15 protein-coding genes and 2 pseudogenes are annotated in these 14,651 nt (G+C 69.0%); 6 read left to right on the forward strand and 11 right to left on the reverse strand.

Annotated elements, in window-relative coordinates:
• Positions 1–13: 13 nt before the first annotated feature.
• On the reverse strand, positions 14–1,171 hold the full coding sequence (locus tag ACFXOM_RS23365) for an ROK family protein (protein ID WP_384942854.1): 1,158 nt from the start codon (positions 1,169–1,171) through the stop codon (positions 14–16).
• A 464-nt stretch (positions 1,172–1,635) separates the two neighbouring features.
• Here ACFXOM_RS23365 and ACFXOM_RS23370 point away from each other — a divergent pair.
• Positions 1,636–1,887, forward strand: a pseudogene (locus ACFXOM_RS23370) (N-acetylmuramoyl-L-alanine amidase); the annotation flags it as partial.
• A 798-nt stretch (positions 1,888–2,685) separates the two neighbouring features.
• Here ACFXOM_RS23370 and ACFXOM_RS23375 read toward each other — a convergent pair.
• Positions 2,686–3,414: a CPBP family intramembrane glutamic endopeptidase gene (locus ACFXOM_RS23375; RefSeq protein ID WP_384942853.1), complete on the reverse strand. Its 729-nt coding sequence runs from the start codon at positions 3,412–3,414 to the stop codon at positions 2,686–2,688.
• 279 nt (positions 3,415–3,693) lie between these two features.
• On the opposite strand from ACFXOM_RS23375, the pseudogene ACFXOM_RS23380 reads away from it, so the two are divergent.
• Positions 3,694–3,999 (forward strand): annotated as a pseudogene (locus ACFXOM_RS23380) (hypothetical protein); the annotation flags it as partial.
• Here the strand turns inward: ACFXOM_RS23380 and ACFXOM_RS23385 are convergent.
• From ACFXOM_RS23385 to ACFXOM_RS23415, 7 genes are all read right to left on the reverse strand, one after another.
• Entirely contained in the window at positions 3,980–4,696 is a 717-nt protein-coding gene (locus tag ACFXOM_RS23385) for a Crp/Fnr family transcriptional regulator (protein ID WP_384942851.1), read from the reverse strand. The pseudogene ACFXOM_RS23380 and the gene ACFXOM_RS23385 overlap by 20 nt on opposite strands.
• 188 nt (positions 4,697–4,884) lie before the next feature.
• Positions 4,885–5,133, reverse strand: coding sequence for a hypothetical protein (locus ACFXOM_RS23390; RefSeq protein WP_384948966.1), 249 nt, complete (start codon positions 5,131–5,133; stop codon positions 4,885–4,887).
• Between the two features lie 41 nt (positions 5,134–5,174).
• Complete coding sequence (locus ACFXOM_RS23395) at positions 5,175–5,762, reverse strand: class I SAM-dependent methyltransferase (protein ID WP_384948963.1); 588 nt, start codon at positions 5,760–5,762, stop codon at positions 5,175–5,177.
• The gene (locus ACFXOM_RS23400; protein WP_384942845.1) at positions 5,759–5,941 is read right to left on the reverse strand and encodes a hypothetical protein; all 183 of its coding nucleotides are present in this window, start codon (positions 5,939–5,941) and stop codon (positions 5,759–5,761) included. Before ACFXOM_RS23400 ends, ACFXOM_RS23395 begins: the two co-directional genes overlap by 4 nt.
• Before the next feature lie 104 nt (positions 5,942–6,045).
• Positions 6,046–6,501 (reverse strand): MauE/DoxX family redox-associated membrane protein, encoded by a 456-nt coding sequence (locus tag ACFXOM_RS23405; protein WP_384942843.1) that lies wholly within the window; start codon positions 6,499–6,501, stop codon positions 6,046–6,048.
• 928 nt (positions 6,502–7,429) lie between these two features.
• Positions 7,430–8,191 (reverse strand): transposase family protein, encoded by a 762-nt coding sequence (locus ACFXOM_RS23410; protein ID WP_385039095.1) that lies wholly within the window; start codon positions 8,189–8,191, stop codon positions 7,430–7,432.
• Between the two features lie 241 nt (positions 8,192–8,432).
• Entirely contained in the window at positions 8,433–8,771 is a 339-nt protein-coding gene (locus ACFXOM_RS23415; protein ID WP_384934553.1) for a MerR family transcriptional regulator, read from the reverse strand.
• 1,172 nt (positions 8,772–9,943) lie between these two features.
• On the opposite strand from ACFXOM_RS23415, the gene ACFXOM_RS23420 reads away from it, so the two are divergent.
• From ACFXOM_RS23420 to nhaA, 4 genes are all read left to right on the forward strand, one after another.
• On the forward strand, positions 9,944–10,507 hold the full coding sequence (locus ACFXOM_RS23420; protein WP_384945106.1) for a PRC-barrel domain-containing protein: 564 nt from the start codon (positions 9,944–9,946) through the stop codon (positions 10,505–10,507).
• Positions 10,507–10,935, forward strand: coding sequence for a PRC-barrel domain-containing protein (locus ACFXOM_RS23425; RefSeq protein WP_384934559.1), 429 nt, complete (start codon positions 10,507–10,509; stop codon positions 10,933–10,935). Before ACFXOM_RS23420 ends, ACFXOM_RS23425 begins: the two co-directional genes overlap by 1 nt.
• Positions 10,936–11,227: 292 nt before the next feature.
• A complete protein-coding gene (locus ACFXOM_RS23430) occupies positions 11,228–11,605 on the forward strand; it encodes a DUF3040 domain-containing protein (protein WP_385039098.1) in 378 nt (125 codons plus the stop codon).
• 30 nt (positions 11,606–11,635) lie between these two features.
• Positions 11,636–12,964 carry a Na+/H+ antiporter NhaA gene (gene nhaA, locus ACFXOM_RS23435; RefSeq protein WP_385039101.1) on the forward strand — a complete coding sequence of 443 codons (1,329 nt, stop codon included), beginning with the start codon at positions 11,636–11,638 and terminating at the stop codon, positions 12,962–12,964.
• 383 nt (positions 12,965–13,347) lie between these two features.
• On the opposite strand, the gene ACFXOM_RS23440 is transcribed toward nhaA, so the two are convergent.
• Both ACFXOM_RS23440 and ACFXOM_RS23445 read right to left on the reverse strand, forming a co-directional pair.
• Complete coding sequence (locus ACFXOM_RS23440; RefSeq protein WP_385039103.1) at positions 13,348–13,947, reverse strand: transposase; 600 nt, start codon at positions 13,945–13,947, stop codon at positions 13,348–13,350.
• Positions 13,890–14,432 carry a winged helix-turn-helix domain-containing protein gene (locus ACFXOM_RS23445; RefSeq protein ID WP_385039106.1) on the reverse strand — a complete coding sequence of 181 codons (543 nt, stop codon included), beginning with the start codon at positions 14,430–14,432 and terminating at the stop codon, positions 13,890–13,892. The genes ACFXOM_RS23440 and ACFXOM_RS23445 overlap by 58 nt, the downstream gene beginning before the upstream one ends.
• Between the last annotated feature and the right edge of the window lie 219 nt (positions 14,433–14,651).

The raw sequence follows: 14,651 nt of genomic DNA on the forward strand, positions 1-14,651 counted from the left end.
CGGCAGCCGTCGTTCAGCGGCGGGCCGTGACCGCGCCCTCGACGGAGAACAGTTGCTCTTCGACGTGGTCGAGCGCCAACCGCAGGGCCCCCGTCGCCACCGCCGCCTCCCCGAGGAGCGAGAGCGCCACCCGGGGAGGGCGCAGACAGTACCGGGACAACTCGTCGCGCAGCGGATCGAGCACGCCGTCCAGGCCCGCCGCCCATCCGCCGATCACCACCAACTCCGGGTCGAGCGCCAGTACCAGCGCCGCCACGTCGTGCACCAGCCGCTGGACGAACCGATCGACCGCCTCCCGGGCCCGCCCGTCGCCCTGGCGGGCCTGTGCGAAGACACGTGCCACGGCCTGCTCGTCCAGCGGGTGCAACGGCTCGCCGGTCGTGGACAGCAGGGCCTCCGGAGCAGCCTCCCGGCCGAGCAGGTGCAGGGCGCCGATCTCCCCAGCCGCGCCGCCGTAGCCACGGTGGAGCCGTCCGCCGATCAGCGAGCCGGCGCCGGGACTCAGCCCCGCCAGGACGAAGACGACGTCGTCCGTCTCGCCGGCCGCACCCTTCCAGCGCTCGGCGACCACAGCGGCGTTGGCGTCGTTCTCCACCAGCACCGGGCAACGGAAGGAACGCTTCAGCCGATCACCCAGCGCCAAACCCGTCCAGCCGGGCAGCGCGGTGCCGAGCCGTACGGTCCCGTCGACCTCCACGATGCCCGGTGTGCCGACCCCGACCGCACGGAGCGAGCCGCGCGGCACACCCGCCCGCCGCAGCACGTCCGCGACGAGGGTACGAACCCGTTCCAATCGGTTGTCGCAGGACGCGGTCTCGGCCACCTCCCGGGAACCGGCGCCGACGACCCGGCCGTCGAGTCCGGACAGGAGCGCGGCGACCCGATGGGGCCCGATCTCCACTCCCAGCAGGTGCCCGGCGTCCGCGCGGAAGCGGAAGCGGCGCGCCGGTCGCCCCTGCCGCCGGGCTTCGCCACCCTCCGGGGCGGACTCCACGACCAGCCCCGACACCACCAGACCTTCGAGCACGCCCTCGACGGTCGGCCGGGACAGCCCGGTGACCCGCGTCAGGTCGGTGAGCGTGGGCGCATCGGCACTCCGCAGGGCGTGGAGAACCACCGCGGAGTTGATCCGTCGAAGCAACGACGGGTCCCCGCCGGTCAGCCGACCCACCGTGTGTCCTTCCAGCTCGTCGCCGTGTGTGGCGGATCGTACTCAATGGCACCGGTGGCGGCGAGCGCCACCTCGGCCGGACGGCACCCGGGCGGTGGGGAGCGAGCCGTCCCGTGTCGCGGGGACGGCACCTGCCCGGGGACCGGTCGGCAGGTGCGGAGCGACCCTGACCGCCGCGCCCTTGATCGCCGCGCACCTGAGGGGCCGCCACGCAGCGGTGCGTCCCGGTCGACGGGCCCCGGGACCCCGCACGACATCCGGTGATCATCGAGCTTCCGGTGGTGGGCGGTGCTCGGCGTCGCGACGGTGACACGATGCCGTGCCGGCCGCCGGCCGAGCAGGAACGGCCCGCCCTAACGCTCTCGTTCGCCCCCGCGCGATGCGGCGGCGCGCAGCCGTGCGAACTCCGCGGTCATGGCCTCGACCGTCCAACGCGCGTGGTAGAAGGTGAGCAGTGTACATGCCTGACCTGGACCTTCATCGGACGCTCGGCGGCCTGGGTGGTCTCCCGCGCCTCCGGCTCCGGACAGGCGTACGTCTACGTCGACGGCATCAAGGCTGCGACAGTGGACCTGAAGTCGTCCACCACCAAGTACCGCGACGCGATCTGGACCAAGGCCTGGACCACCAGCATCAAGCACACCATCAAGATCACCGTCGTCGGCACCAGCGGCCGCCCCACCATCACCACCGACGCCCTCGTCTACCTCAAGTAAGAGGTGGCGTAGATAGGCATGGTGGCGCTGCCCGGAAGTAAGACAGGGCGCGGGGCTTGGTGGTCAGCGCGTTGCGGCGCTCTGTGATTACCGGGGACCTGTTCCTGTGCTGCCGGAGGGGGCGGCCTACACGGCGACCCAGCCGGTGGGCTGTCGGCGCCCACACATCACCGACCTGATGTGCGGTCAGCTCGCGTCGGCTTCGGTCCTCCACATGGAGCGGAGTTGCGCGTCGACGTCGCTCCCGCCTGGCGAAGACCCGCATGGTAGGCCGGTTCCCAGGCCGCCAGGTCACCCATGTCCGAGCCGAAAGCGCGCACCGAGGCCGGATCGGGGTCGATGGTCATCACGGTGCCTGCCCCCACGACCGCCAGCTGCTGGTTGAGCGGCTCCCGGGGAAACAGGTGGGCATCGGCTCGATCACGACCAGCGTCCGGGCTCCAACAGCGAGATCAGCGTTGGGGCCCGCACGGAGCGCACCGTCCGTGTACCGCCGGCCGCCGATGGCAACGGACGGCGCGGCCCCGGGGAAGGCGCTATGCCAGCGCACCGATCGTGCGCTGGACCGCTTCGCAGAACTCCTGAACCAGTGAGCGGTCCTGGCAAGGTTTTGCCAGGGTGGCACCGCCCCGGGCAAGGACGGAAGCCGACCCGATGTCCGGGCCGGGAACACCGCCGAGTTGGAGCGGTGCCGCGCGCTCTGGCCCGCCGACGCGTCAACGTCCTGTGGGTCCTCATTCGTGGCAGGAAGTGCTTGCAAAGTGAACTCCCTGTCATTGCTGCCGCTCAACAACAGCATCAGGAGGTCACGGGTGACGAGAGTGCCTTGCGTTCCTGGGTGCGGGCCTGGACGAGGGCCACACCGTAGCCGGTGAGCGCGAGGAGACGGAGGGCTTCCCACCAGACCGGGAGTTCGCCCGGGCTGTTGGAATTGATCCAGTTGCTCACCGCGTGCAAGAGAGCCAGCGGCCAGATCGAGACGGTGTGCAGCCGCAGCGCCGCAAGCAGGAATCCGAAGACGGAGGCATGCAGCACCTGGAACGCGATGTACTCCGGACTCCGCGCGAAGACGAGCCCGGACAGCACATGTCCGAAGCCGAAGAGCAAGCCTATCCAGAGAGCTGTGCGCCACGGTGACAGCCCCCGCAGAAACTCCTGCATCAAGCCGCGTGCGTACAACTCCTCGCTGATCCCGACCGAGACCATCAGCAGCGCGCTTGCCGTCAGAGCCTCCGCCGATCCGGTGACGCCACGTGTCGCCTCCAGGCCGACCACGACGAAGGGGGGCACGAGCAGCCACGGCCGACGCGGCCGCACCGTCGCCAGCCAGGAAGCACGCCACCACCGAAGCCGAGCCACCACAGCCAACGGGACTGTGCAGGCAGCCAGGTTCGCAACGATAGGCCCGGCGAAACCGATCGACGGAAGGGTGAACGCGACCGCGAACAGCACCAGATGCCAGCCGATGCTCACCCCGACGGCTGACAGAAGGGGGAACCGCAGAGACTGTTCGATTGATGAGGTCACGATCAGCCAGTCTGTCAGCGGGGCGCCCTGGCTTCAGCAGGAGTCGTCGGTGACGTAGGTGAAGACGAGCCTCTTCTTTTGGATGTCGGCGGGCGCGTCGTCTCTAGGAGGCTCTCCTCGACGCGCATGCAGACCGTCGCTTTGGTGTCGTCCGCACCGATCTCGTACCGGCCTCGGATTCCTCGGAGACATCGACACTCCGCCCAGCCCGTGCCACTCTCCTCGAACGCGCTCCGGATTGTCGGCAACGGGTGAAATGAGGGCCGCGGACGGCGGATCAAGAATCGAGCCAGTGCCTGGGCCCGCGCCAACGCCGCCGACCTACGCCGACTCGCCGGACAGATCACCGCGCTCGACCACCTCGCGCCCGAAGCGCGCTCAGCCCAGGCCGCCCTGCATGCCACCCTCGGCGCCGCCGACTCCGCCGAGCTCATCGCCCCCCTGACCGGCATGCGTCCCTACCTCGATGCCCGCCACACCGGCCTCATCGAATCCCTGGACGCTCGCAGACCTGCACACAACGACAGGACGATGCCTCTCGGTAGCGGTGCCGGCGGCAGGGGTGTCAGCCGGCGGCGTCTTTGAGCCGTTCGGGGTCGAGGACGGTGATGCGGCCGCGAGCGAGGCGGAACATGCCGTGGTCGGCGTAGTCGCGTAGCACTTTGGTGCAGGTTTCGCGGGTGGTGCCGGCGAGGGCGGCGAGTTGTTCGTGGGTGAGGGCGATCTGTGGGTTGCGTCCGACCGGCCGTAGCGGGCCGGCGGGGGGCTGGGCGTGGGTGAGGGTGGTGAGGGTGGTGGCGATGCGCTGGGCGACGGTCTTGAAGACGTTGTCGGACAGGCGTTGTTCGAGGTCGGCGAGGCGGCGGCCGAGGATGGCGGTGATCCGGGCAGCGATGCGGGCGTCGGAGAGCAGGAGGGTGTGGACGTCCGTGCGGCTCATGACGCAGACGATGGTGTCGTCGAGGGCTTCGGCGTAGTTGTCGTACATGTGCTGTCCGAGTAGGACCATCTCGCCGAAGATGGTGCCCGGGGAGATGACGGCGGTGGTGAGCGCCCGGCCGTCAGCGGAGACGCGGAAGATGCGGATCCGGCCCTTCTTGAGGATGAACAGCACCTCGGAGGGCCGGGTGGGCGAGTAGAGGATCTCGCCCGCGTGGTAGGTCTTCATGGGTGCCGCGGCGGCGATGGCTTCCATCTCCTGCTCGTTCAGGTCGCAGAAGATGTCGACCTCGGCCAGGCACCAGGTCCGCTCGGCATCGTCGTCCGATGCGGGGTGGTTCATATGGTGCGTCTCCTCGCGTCGTCCCGGGGCCCACGGCGGGGGAGTGGCACCCCACACCGGGCCGGCCAGCGTGTCGGCGCTGCTGGCCAGACAGTAGGGCACCGCGCCGTCGACAGGGTCTGTGCGGGGCGGAGCCGCGCCCGGCGGGGTGACCGTGGGGCCGGGCGTTGACGCGGGAGCTGGGCGGTTCATCGGGCGGCTGGGCCGTTCCGCTTGCCCGTGGCCTGGGCGATGCCCGTGAAGGTCAGTCCGGCGAGCAGGCCGAAGACGAGGTGGGCGCCGAGGCTGGAGGCGGTGACGTCGTTCCAGGTGAAGACGGGCATGCCCATGTTGGCGGGCGTGATCCACAGTGCGCCGACGGTCCACCACACGGCGCCGTAGCCGAGGCCGAGGGCGACGGCGGGGGCGATGCGCTGGGCGAATTGTCCCAGTAGCACGCCGAAGCCGATCCCGGCGAAGAGGGCGATCGTGAGGTGGATCAGCCAGCCGGCGAAGGCGTTTGCAGTCCGGCAGAGACCAGGAGTTCGGCGTACGCTCGGAAGGTCCGTGAGTCGGCGATGCGGGCTGCCAGCCCGCGCAGTTCGGGCGAGAGGCGGTCGAGGTCGGCCGTGACGTCGGTGATACCGAGGCGTCCGCCGGGCTTGAGGACCCGGGCGAACTCGGCGGCGGCCCGGTGCTTGTCGGGGAACGTGCACAGGGCGCGCTCGCACACCACCGCGTCGAACACCGCGTTGTCGTAGGGCAGGCGCTCGGCGTCGTCGGTGGTGAAGGCGGCCCGGTCGGCCAGTCCCGTGGCCTGGGCGGCGCCGCGGGCCAGGGCGGTGTTGGCCGGAGCGTAGTCGACGCCGTCGGACCGCACTCCGTAGACGTCGACGAGAAGCAGGGCGGTCGTGCCACGGCCCGAGGCGACGTCGAGGACCCGCAGGCCGGGGGCGAGGGCGAGGTGGTCGGCGAGCCGGCGGGTCAGGACGGTGCCGCCGGGGTGGTAGGAGTCGCCGAGCAGCAGGGCGACGATGTCCCGGGAATAGGCGTCCGCGCAGCGGGACTTGGTCTCCTCACGGTTCATGGCTGGCGCTCCTCACCCTCGGTGCGGGTGGTCTTCGAGCCGTGCGCGGTTTCGGCCAGGCGGCCGGCGAGGGGCAGGGCGTTCGGTGCGACGTGTGCGACCACTTCGTCGTCCCGCCGGAGCTGCGCCAGGACGGCGCCACTGCCCGAACCCCTTGGGGCCGGGACAGCGACGGCCACTATCACCACAGGACCCGGCCCGGCTGCGAGGACCGGCCCGAGTACCGCTACGGGATGTGCCCGGCTCCGCCGGCAGTCGGACACGAGCGGAGCGGCCGGAACGCTCACCGAGCACCGGCACACCGGTTCTCCTCACTACGGTCGGTGTCCGGCGGGACGGGCGTCCGCCGGGCGGAGCGGAACAGCAGTGCGGCGTACAGCAGGGTCGCCGCGTCCTGGACCAGGACGACCCAGGACAAGCGTTGAGTGAGGTAGATGCCGAAGCAGCCGCAGTTGTCCACCGTCAGACCGCGTGCGTACGCCTGCACGGCCAGCACCGTCCACACCACCGACACGCCCGTGTAGACCCACACCGGAGCCAGGGCCTTCGAGCGAGGGCGGGTCAGGAACCAGATCCCGCACACCAGCTCGCCTACGATCAGGCACGCGGCCAGCATGGTCGCGGCGGGGCCGGTCACCAGCCCGTACGCGGCCAGGATCTGCGGCATGTACCCGAAGGAGGCCAGTTGGCCGACGGCCATCGCCGTGTACACCGTCCCGACTACGATCCGCAGCACCATGATCCGACCGTAGGCCCTCACCGAGACCGGGAACTGTAAGCGCGCTCACTGAACCCTTGAGCCTCGCCCAGGCATGATCGTGGTGCGCAGCGGCGCCCACCGCCGGGTGAGCCGTGGGCCCGAGTTGCTCGGAAGGTGCCAGGTGAACACTCAGCAATCCCCCCGCCCGCCCAAGGCGCAGATCATCAAGGGCGCAGGAGTGGTCTGCGCGGCGTTTCGCTGGTGGCCGAAGGAGCGAGGCCGCCTTGCGGCCACAACCTCTCGGCATCCCCGTGATCATCGATCGCGTGCTTCAAGCTCGGGTGAAGAATGCATTAGCCTCGGCATTTCGCGCGCCCAGCAGACTGGAGGTCCCGATGTTGTAAGTGATCTTCGGTCGTAAGCTCGTTGTCGCCTGCCGGTGGAAGTCCGGTCCGGGTAGCTGCCAGGAGGCCCGGTAGCAGACTGGCGGCGTTGGGGGGAAACGCCCGGCGTCGAAGCCCAGTGTCGAAAGCCCTTCAAGGGGGAGCGAAGCAGCGGTCCGTAGCATGAAGCGAAGCCTGCGGCGTCGTTAGAGGCCCGCCCTCTTGGGGCGGGGACAGGGAGTGCCGAGCCCCCGAAATCAGGGCGAAAGCCATGGAAGCGGCGAAGATCCTGGAGATGCAGCCGTGAAGGACTCCCCGGCGTATGGGGCATGGAACGTTGCGACGGTGACAGCGGGAACTGGGGAGGCCCTCCCCGGCCCGGCGGCCTGCGGACAGCTGCCGCCGGAAGCTGCGCGTCCTATAACCGGGTGCACCCCGGGAAGTGGACGCGGGCCGGGTGGGCGTCGGAGGCGGCCGTAGTACCGCTATGAAAGGTCCACCGCAGGGACGTCCTGCGGCTCGCGTGGGCAGCGGTGCGTCGGAACAACGGCGCACTAGGCATTGACGCCATCACTGAGCCTTTTTCAACCTCGTGTTGAGGCGTGGTGAAGGACGAGGATGGCTTTCACGATGTCGGTGATGCGGTTGGTGCTGCAGCGGAGCTTTCGCAGGAGGCGCCAGCCCTTGAGGGTGGCCATGGCCTGTTCTCCGACGCAGCGGATCTTGGCGTGGCTGCTGTTGTGTTGTCGCTTCCAGCGCTTGAGTCGGCGGCCCCGGAAGGGGACTCGGATATGGCGGCCGGCGCCTTGGTAGGCCTTGTCGGCCCAGCGCTTCAGTCCTGCGGCGGCGAGCGCGTCGACGATGCCGTGGCTGCGGGCGGCGGTCAGGTCGTGGGTGGAGCCGGGCAGGGCTGGTGATGCCCAGAGGAGGCGGCCGAACGGGTCGGTGAGGACCTGCACGTTCATGCCGTGCCGCTTGTGTTTTCCCGAGTAGTGCGGGGTGTCGGCGGCAATCCGGTCGATTGGCAGCAGGGTGCCGTCGAGGATCACGAACGCCTTCGTCTGGGCCGTCCCCATCGCCTTGGCCAGCGTCGGTGCGAGAGCGGCCAAGACCTCGATGGCTTCGCGTATGTACCGGTAGACGGTCGCGACGCCGATTCCGAACCCAGAGGCAAGCTGCGCGTAGGTATCTCCGCACCGCAGATGGGCCAGTACGAGCAGGGCCTGACGGCCGACGGGCAGGCGCCGCCACCGGGTCCCGATCTCTTGCTGCCGGATGATGAGCTGCTCGGTCAGGTGCCGCAGGGTGCGGCTGGACAGATCGATGGAGGACGGGTAGACAAGCAAGTGAAGCTCCTGGCGGCACGGGTGATCTTGGTCGAGAACCCGTCTACCAGGAGCTTCGTCGTTCCGTACAGCCCTCACCCACCAACACCACGACCACGCAGCCAGGTTGGAAAAGGCTCCCAGGCCGCAGCAGGTCGGCCACGGGTTCGCCGGACCCGCCTTGGCCGTGGTCGACGAACCCCAGAGTGATCAAGTTCGAGGAGCAATTCGATCAGCGAGGATAAAACTCAAGCTGAGCTGTTCAGGTTGTTGTCGAGGTACGGGCGGCTTCGGCGGCGCGGCGATATTCGGCGTTGATCCGCTGGGCTTCTTCGAGCTGGTCCTCGAGGACGATGATGCGGCAGGCGGCCTCGATGGGGGTGCCCTTGTCGACGAGGTCGCGGGCCCGGGTGGCGATGCGCAGCTGGTAGCGGGAGTAGCGGCGGTGGCCGCCTTCGGAGCGCAGCGGGGTGATGAGGCGGTGTTCGCCCAGGGCTCTCAGGAAGGCGGGCGTGGTGCCGGTCATCTCGGCGGCCCGGCCCATGGTGTAGGCGGGGTAGTCGTCGTCCTCGAGTCGGTCGTAGGTGTTGTCTGCTGTCATCGGCACCTCTCTGGGGCACGCGTCGAGGGGCCCTGGTGCCGTGCGGCACCAGGGCCCCGAAGGAACTGCTACACCATCTGCCGGTCCTGATACTGTGCCGGCTCGTCGTATCCGCATCCCGGACCTGGCTGCTGTCGTGGGTGCGGGGATCGCGGTTGCTTGACCGGAGACCACCTCGCTATCGATGTCCTGCGGTACCCGGGATTTTGATGCTGCCGCCCGGGCGATCCTGATGGCGTTTGATTCCTCCTTCTTCGGAGTTCACTGCTTCACGGGGTACTGCGGGTACTGCAACTGCGGCCCATGGTGGCGCCGCCGTCCGGGAGCAGGTCCTGCGACCGTCCTTCGTGACCACAGAGCCTGCTGCCGGTCCGCCCGGTGCGCGCGTCCGCAGCCGACGCCTTTCATCCGGGGCATTGCTCACCGGCGTGACGCCGGCTACTGCGGGCTGCGGGGTCCGCGAATGCCATGTTGCGGCCCCACCTGTGGCGGCCCCTGATCACTGCGGGCCGCCCGGTGCGGCGGTCAGTCCCGTCGCCGTCCTGCAACATCCATGGCTTCGGAACTCCACCGCCGCACCGTCCTGCGTACTGCACCTACATGTAATGCTCATGCTGCTTGCCGGCAGTTCACCTCTGCCAGGCCCTGCTGATTTTCTGGGGCTACGGCAGAAACCATACCCACGCCATAGTTCAATGTCTACTCTGGCCAATGCAGATTTTTGATCGTGCGGCGGGAAGGTAATCGGCGGCGGCCGCGAACACATGTGATCGCGGCAGGTCGGATGCCGCGTGCCAGGGCAGATGTTGGGAGGTGTGATGGACACGGTGAGTGTCGACGTCGGCAGCGTTCTGTCTGCCGGTTCCGCCGGAGCGGCGTTGAGCAGCGCCTCGGCGTGCGCCACCCCCAAGCGTCACCTCACGAGCGGGTAGGGCGCCTGTCCGTGGCTTCGACAGTCACACCGGGCCGCCACATACTGAAAGCAGGGCTGGCGAGGCCAGACCCTAGGCCCGGGAGGTGCCACACATGGAATGGTGGCTGTGGGTTGTAGTCGCTTTGGCGATCTTGGCCATGTGTGTCGTGACTCTGCTTCGGGTGCAGGCTCGTCGTCGTGGCGGAGGGGTCATCGCGGGCGGCAGGCGTCACCCGCGCGGCAGAAAGGGTCCGGGACCATGACCGGCTACGTGCGGGCCAGTGAGATCTCCAAGCTGCCGGTGGTCACGCTCGGCGGCGACGACATTGCCCAGGTCAGGGACATCGTCTTCGACGCGGCGAGCGGCAGCGTGCGCTGCTTCACCCTCAGCGGGCGCGGCATGTTCTCGGGCCCGCTCAAGCGGGACCTGCTGTGGAACAAGGTGCACGCCCTGGGGTCGGACGCCGTGATGATCCGCGACGAGAACGCCCTTGCCGACGACGATGCGGTGGCCAAGGACGCCAAGGCCTCCGGCGGAGGCAACGTCATCGGCTCCCGAGTGATGACCGAGGGCGGCACCGACCTCGGCAAGATCGTCGACGTCATCATCGAGGCCGGGCGGAAACCAGCCGTGGCCGGCTACGAAGTCGAATCCGCCGCACAAGGCCGCCAGCACCTTCTGCTGCCGGTGATCAAACCCGTCGCCATCTCCGGCGAGATGGTCCTCGTCCCAGAGGCGACGGGTGAGTTCACCGCGGGTGACCTGGCCGGATTCCCCGAGGCCGCCCACGGCCTGCGCAACCGCCTGGAACAGGAGAAGTAATGCTGTTCAGCCAGGCCAAAGGCCGCGAGATCGTCGCTGTGACCACCGCCGAGACGATGGCCACCGTCACCGGGATCACCATCGCCGCCGCGCCCGCCCGCATCGCCGCGCTCCGGGTCAAGACCCGCGGCCCCGGCACCCAGGTGACCTGGAGCAACGTGCACTCTTTCGGCCCCGACGCGGTCACCGTCCGCACAGCCGACAAGATCCAGGGCGACCAGGACACCACTGCCCCCACCGGCAAGCATCACGATCCCATCGGTAAACGCGTCCTGACCGAAAACGGCCAGGAGCTGGGCTCCCTTGATGACATCGACTTCGACGAGATCACCGGCCACGTCCAAAGGTTGATCATGGCCGGTCAGGACATCCCCGGCGAGCGGCTCCTGGGAGCCGGCACCTACGCCGTCGTCATCGCCGCCCCGTAGAGACCAGGGGCGTGCTCCGCCGCGCCGATGCGCACGCCGTGAGCGGTCCTTGCCCCCACAGGCACCCGTGACATGCGCCATGGGAACGCATACGGCGCCCTCGCAGGTCGCCCGGCCTGTCAACGTCAGAGCGTGCGCACCGAGGGCTGCGCCGGGGCAGCCGCTCGGCATCGGCAGGTCCTGCGCACCGACGGCCCCCGATACCAGCGCTCCCGGTACGCACCCCTGTTGAATCCGGTCACGGACGGTGTGACCCGGCAAGAGGCGGGTGGCGACTAGCTAGGAGCCCGAGATGGACGAAGAACGCGCTCTCGCCGAAATCGAGCGACGCCTCGCCCGCGACGCCCCCGAACTCGCCGCACGGAGCGCCACGCTCTACGAGCAGTTCCCCCAGGCACGCGTACACGGTCGGCCACGAAGGAGCCGGCGCAAGGCCGCCGTGGTGGCGCTGGCCATCGTGGCCCTGCTGGGTCTGGTCCTCACGGCGCTCCCCGCGAAACCGCCGCGGTCCGAGGAGAACCCGGCACGTCCAGTCGGCCTCGTTCCGACCGAGTCCGAGCAGGTTCACCGACGAGACCGCCGAACCCGGAGGCGGCCGAGGGACGGGCCCAACACACCATCGCAGCAAGCTCCCGGCCAAATTCCCCGCCACTCACCTGTTCGAGCCTGAGCAGCCTGAATGTCCCGGAGGTTCGTCCCGATGCCCAGAGCTGACCCCTGTGAGCGATCCGTCTTCCTCGAGCTGCTGCCCTGGCCGGAGCGCGTGCAGGTTGCCCGCGCCCTGCGAACGGAGACGGTTGGCGGACTGGTACTGCTGGGCGCCGCCGTGGTCGCACTGGTGTGGGCGAACAGCCCGTGGAGCGACAGCTACGAGGCACTGCGCGACTTCCACTTCGGCATCCCCGCGCTCGGGCTGGACCTGTCGGTGCAGCACTGGAGTGCCGACGGACTCCTCGCCGTCTTCTTCCTGGTCGCGGCCATCGAGCTCAAGCGCGAACTGGTCAGCGGACAGCTACGCACCGGCGCCACCGCGGCCCTGCCGGTGGTCGCCGCGGTGTGCGGCATGGCGGTACCCGCAGCGATCTACCTTGCCACGATCACGGCCGGCGGCGGCAGTGCCGAAGGCTGGGCGGTGCCGATGGCCACCGACATTGCCTTCGCCCTGGCCGTACTGGCCGTACTCAACACACACCTGCCCTCAGCGCTTCGTGCCTTCCTGCTCACCCTGGCGGTCGTTGACGACCTGGGAGCGATCCTGGTCATCACCCTGTTCTTCACCAGCAATCTGAACCCGGCCGCCCTGGGGGGAGCAGTTACCGGACTGGTCGTGTTCCACCTGCTGCAGCGGTTCCGGGTGCGCGGTTGGTGGTGGTATGTGCCGCTCGGCCTCGTCATCTGGGCACTGACCTACATCGGCGGGGTGCACGCCACCGTGGCGGGGGTGGCGATGGGCCTGATCCTGCGGTGCGCCCGCGACCAGGGCGCGGGCGAGGACGCCTCGCCCGGGGAGCGCGCCGAACATCTGCTGCGTCCGGTGTCGGCCGGTGTCGCCGTGCCGTTGTTCGCCCTGTTCGCCGCCGGGGTGAGCATCTCGGCGCCGGTAATGGGCGAGGTGTTCACCCGTCCGGAGCCACTCGGCGTGGTGCTGGGACTGGTCATCGGCAAGACGGTAGGGATCTTCGCCGGAACCTACCTGGCCGCCCGCTTCACCCGTGCCCGCCTCAACCCCGCCCTCGCCTGGGCCGACGTCCTCGCCCTCGCGGTACTGGCCGGCATCGGCTTCACCGTCGCCCTCCTGATCGGCGAGCTCGCCTTCCCCGACCCGGCCGACACCGAACTCGTCAAGGCCGCCGTGCTGCTCGGTTCACTGCTCGCCGCCGCTCTTGCGGCGCTCCTGGTCAAACGCCGCAACGGCATCTACCGCAGGCTATGGGAAGCGGAGAATCGCGACGAAGACGCCGGCAATCCCCCTGACATCGATCAGCACAGCACGGGCGGTCCCGAGACAAGCGCGCCAGGCGACGGCTGACCCCGTTTTGCCGCTGCTGTATGGCTGCCTGTGACGGTCTCCAGTGGGGCATGGCACAAGTTCCATTTGCGCCGTGAGGCGCTGTTGGTGCGAGTGGAAGTGGAAGACCGTGCGCCACGAGGCGCTGTGATCCGCGTGCGGGTGTGAGACCCGCACCGTCGTCCCGTCGCAGCGGGACGGCAGAAGCAGGGGGCAGTCGGGCACGGCGAGTCGGCCGGATCTGGTGGAGAGCAGCCCCGACAACGGCGGGACGCATCGGAACTACCGGACGGTGCGGGTCCGGCAAGCGAGACGGAAGGTGGACGCGAGGAACTAGTGGTCTGGTTCGGAGATTCTGTCGCAGTAGCGGCAGATGCGGTCGAGGATCTGGTCGGCGCTCTTACTCAGGTTGAACTCGTAGAGATCGAGTTCTCGATCACAAGGCCGGTCTCGGCGAGGCAACCGTCGAGCAGGTCGGGACGAAATTGGATCTTCTTTAGCTTGCGCTTGACGATGCGGACGAGTCCGCGGAGGTCGGCGACGAAGTTGGCGATGGCCCGTTTCATCAGCGACCACACACCCTCTGCCGGGTTCAGTTCGGGTGCGTACGCGGGCACCTGAACGAGCGTGAGCCAGGTGGCGTGCTCGACGGCGAAGGCCACCAGCCGCCGGTCCAGGTGCACGTTCACATTGTCCCAGCACCACATCAACGCGGTGCCGAGCTGCTGGTGGACGGCGAAGATCAGGTCACGGTCGCCTTTCCAGGCGAAGCTCTTGGGCTCGCCCTTGCGCCCGTGGTAGACGTGCAGCCGGTAGAACAGGCGCGGACGGCCACCGGGCCGGAAACAGGCCACGCCGGCCACATTGCCCCTGCCGCTTCCCCGGCCCAGCACCCGCACCACCGGCCTCGCCCCGCGCGGTGCCCACGTGCGGCCCTTCGGCGGTCTCAACCCCTGCCCGGTCTCGTCCTCGAAGCAGATGTGGGCGCCCAGGTGAGCTGCCATGGACTTACCTGCGGCCACACCTGCTCCTTCCACACTTCGATCGCCTCCTCGTCCCGCTCGACGGCCCGGCGAACCGGTACCTGGCACGACCACCCGTGCCGCCTGAGAAGCTTCCACACACCCTGGACCGCATAGCCGATGTGGAACAGCCGGCCGATCAACGTCCTGACCCGCTTCAGCGTCCACCGCTGGTCGTCGGTGAAACCGTGGACTGCAGGACCGCGCCGCAACTCCTGCTCCAGACGCGCCCACTGGCGAGCCGAGAGCCGCTCGACCGACACCGGCCCCTTGGAGCGCAGTGCCTGCACTCCGCCCTCGCGCCACTGCCTGCGCCACCTGCGCACCGTCGGCACGGTGACGCGGAACTCCCCGGCGACTGCTTCGACGCTCTCCCCGCGCTCGAACCGCTCGGTCGCCCGCATCCTCAGCCGTTCACGCCGCTCCTGCTCTTCGGGGGTGTATCCACCGCGCTGTGCATACTGCATGGTCGTGTCGTATCGCAGGGATCATGAAGCGTCACGACCCCGCGATGTCTACGAGTTCAAGCTGAGTAGCCCAGCGCGCGAGGGGCGGTATGCGCGGGCGAAAGTACCTGCGGTGCCGGAGATGGCGAAGAAGCGGATCCATCTTCTGAGACACGGCCATAAGGAGTAGACGAGGACGGCCACCCGCGCGTGGCCGTCGAGGCGCGGATGGGGCACGAG

Origin of the sequence: Streptomyces sp. NPDC059169 (assembly GCF_042755225.1) — a bacterium.
GTDB lineage: Bacteria > Actinomycetota > Actinomycetes > Streptomycetales > Streptomycetaceae > Streptomyces.

What these genes read in the sequence shown, in the direction of transcription:
- ACFXOM_RS23385 (WP_384942851.1), bottom strand. Translation starts at nt 4,696, where the DNA reads ATGAACCACCCCGCATCGGACGACGATGCCGAGCGGACCTGGTGCCTG.
- ACFXOM_RS23395 (WP_384948963.1), bottom strand. Translation starts at nt 5,762, where the DNA reads ATGAACCGTGAGGAGACCAAGTCCCGCTGCGCGGACGCCTATTCCCGG.
- ACFXOM_RS23405 (WP_384942843.1), bottom strand. Translation starts at nt 6,501, where the DNA reads ATGGTGCTGCGGATCGTAGTCGGGACGGTGTACACGGCGATGGCCGTC.
- ACFXOM_RS23415 (WP_384934553.1), bottom strand. Translation starts at nt 8,771, where the DNA reads ATGACAGCAGACAACACCTACGACCGACTCGAGGACGACGACTACCCC.
- ACFXOM_RS23420 (WP_384945106.1), top strand. Translation starts at nt 9,944, where the DNA reads ATGACCGGCTACGTGCGGGCCAGTGAGATCTCCAAGCTGCCGGTGGTC.
- ACFXOM_RS23425 (WP_384934559.1), top strand. Translation starts at nt 10,507, where the DNA reads ATGCTGTTCAGCCAGGCCAAAGGCCGCGAGATCGTCGCTGTGACCACC.
- ACFXOM_RS23430 (WP_385039098.1), top strand. Translation starts at nt 11,228, where the DNA reads ATGGACGAAGAACGCGCTCTCGCCGAAATCGAGCGACGCCTCGCCCGC.
- nhaA (WP_385039101.1), top strand. Translation starts at nt 11,636, where the DNA reads ATGCCCAGAGCTGACCCCTGTGAGCGATCCGTCTTCCTCGAGCTGCTG.
- ACFXOM_RS23440 (WP_385039103.1), bottom strand. Translation starts at nt 13,947, where the DNA reads ATGGCAGCTCACCTGGGCGCCCACATCTGCTTCGAGGACGAGACCGGG.
- ACFXOM_RS23445 (WP_385039106.1), bottom strand. Translation starts at nt 14,432, where the DNA reads ATGCAGTATGCACAGCGCGGTGGATACACCCCCGAAGAGCAGGAGCGG.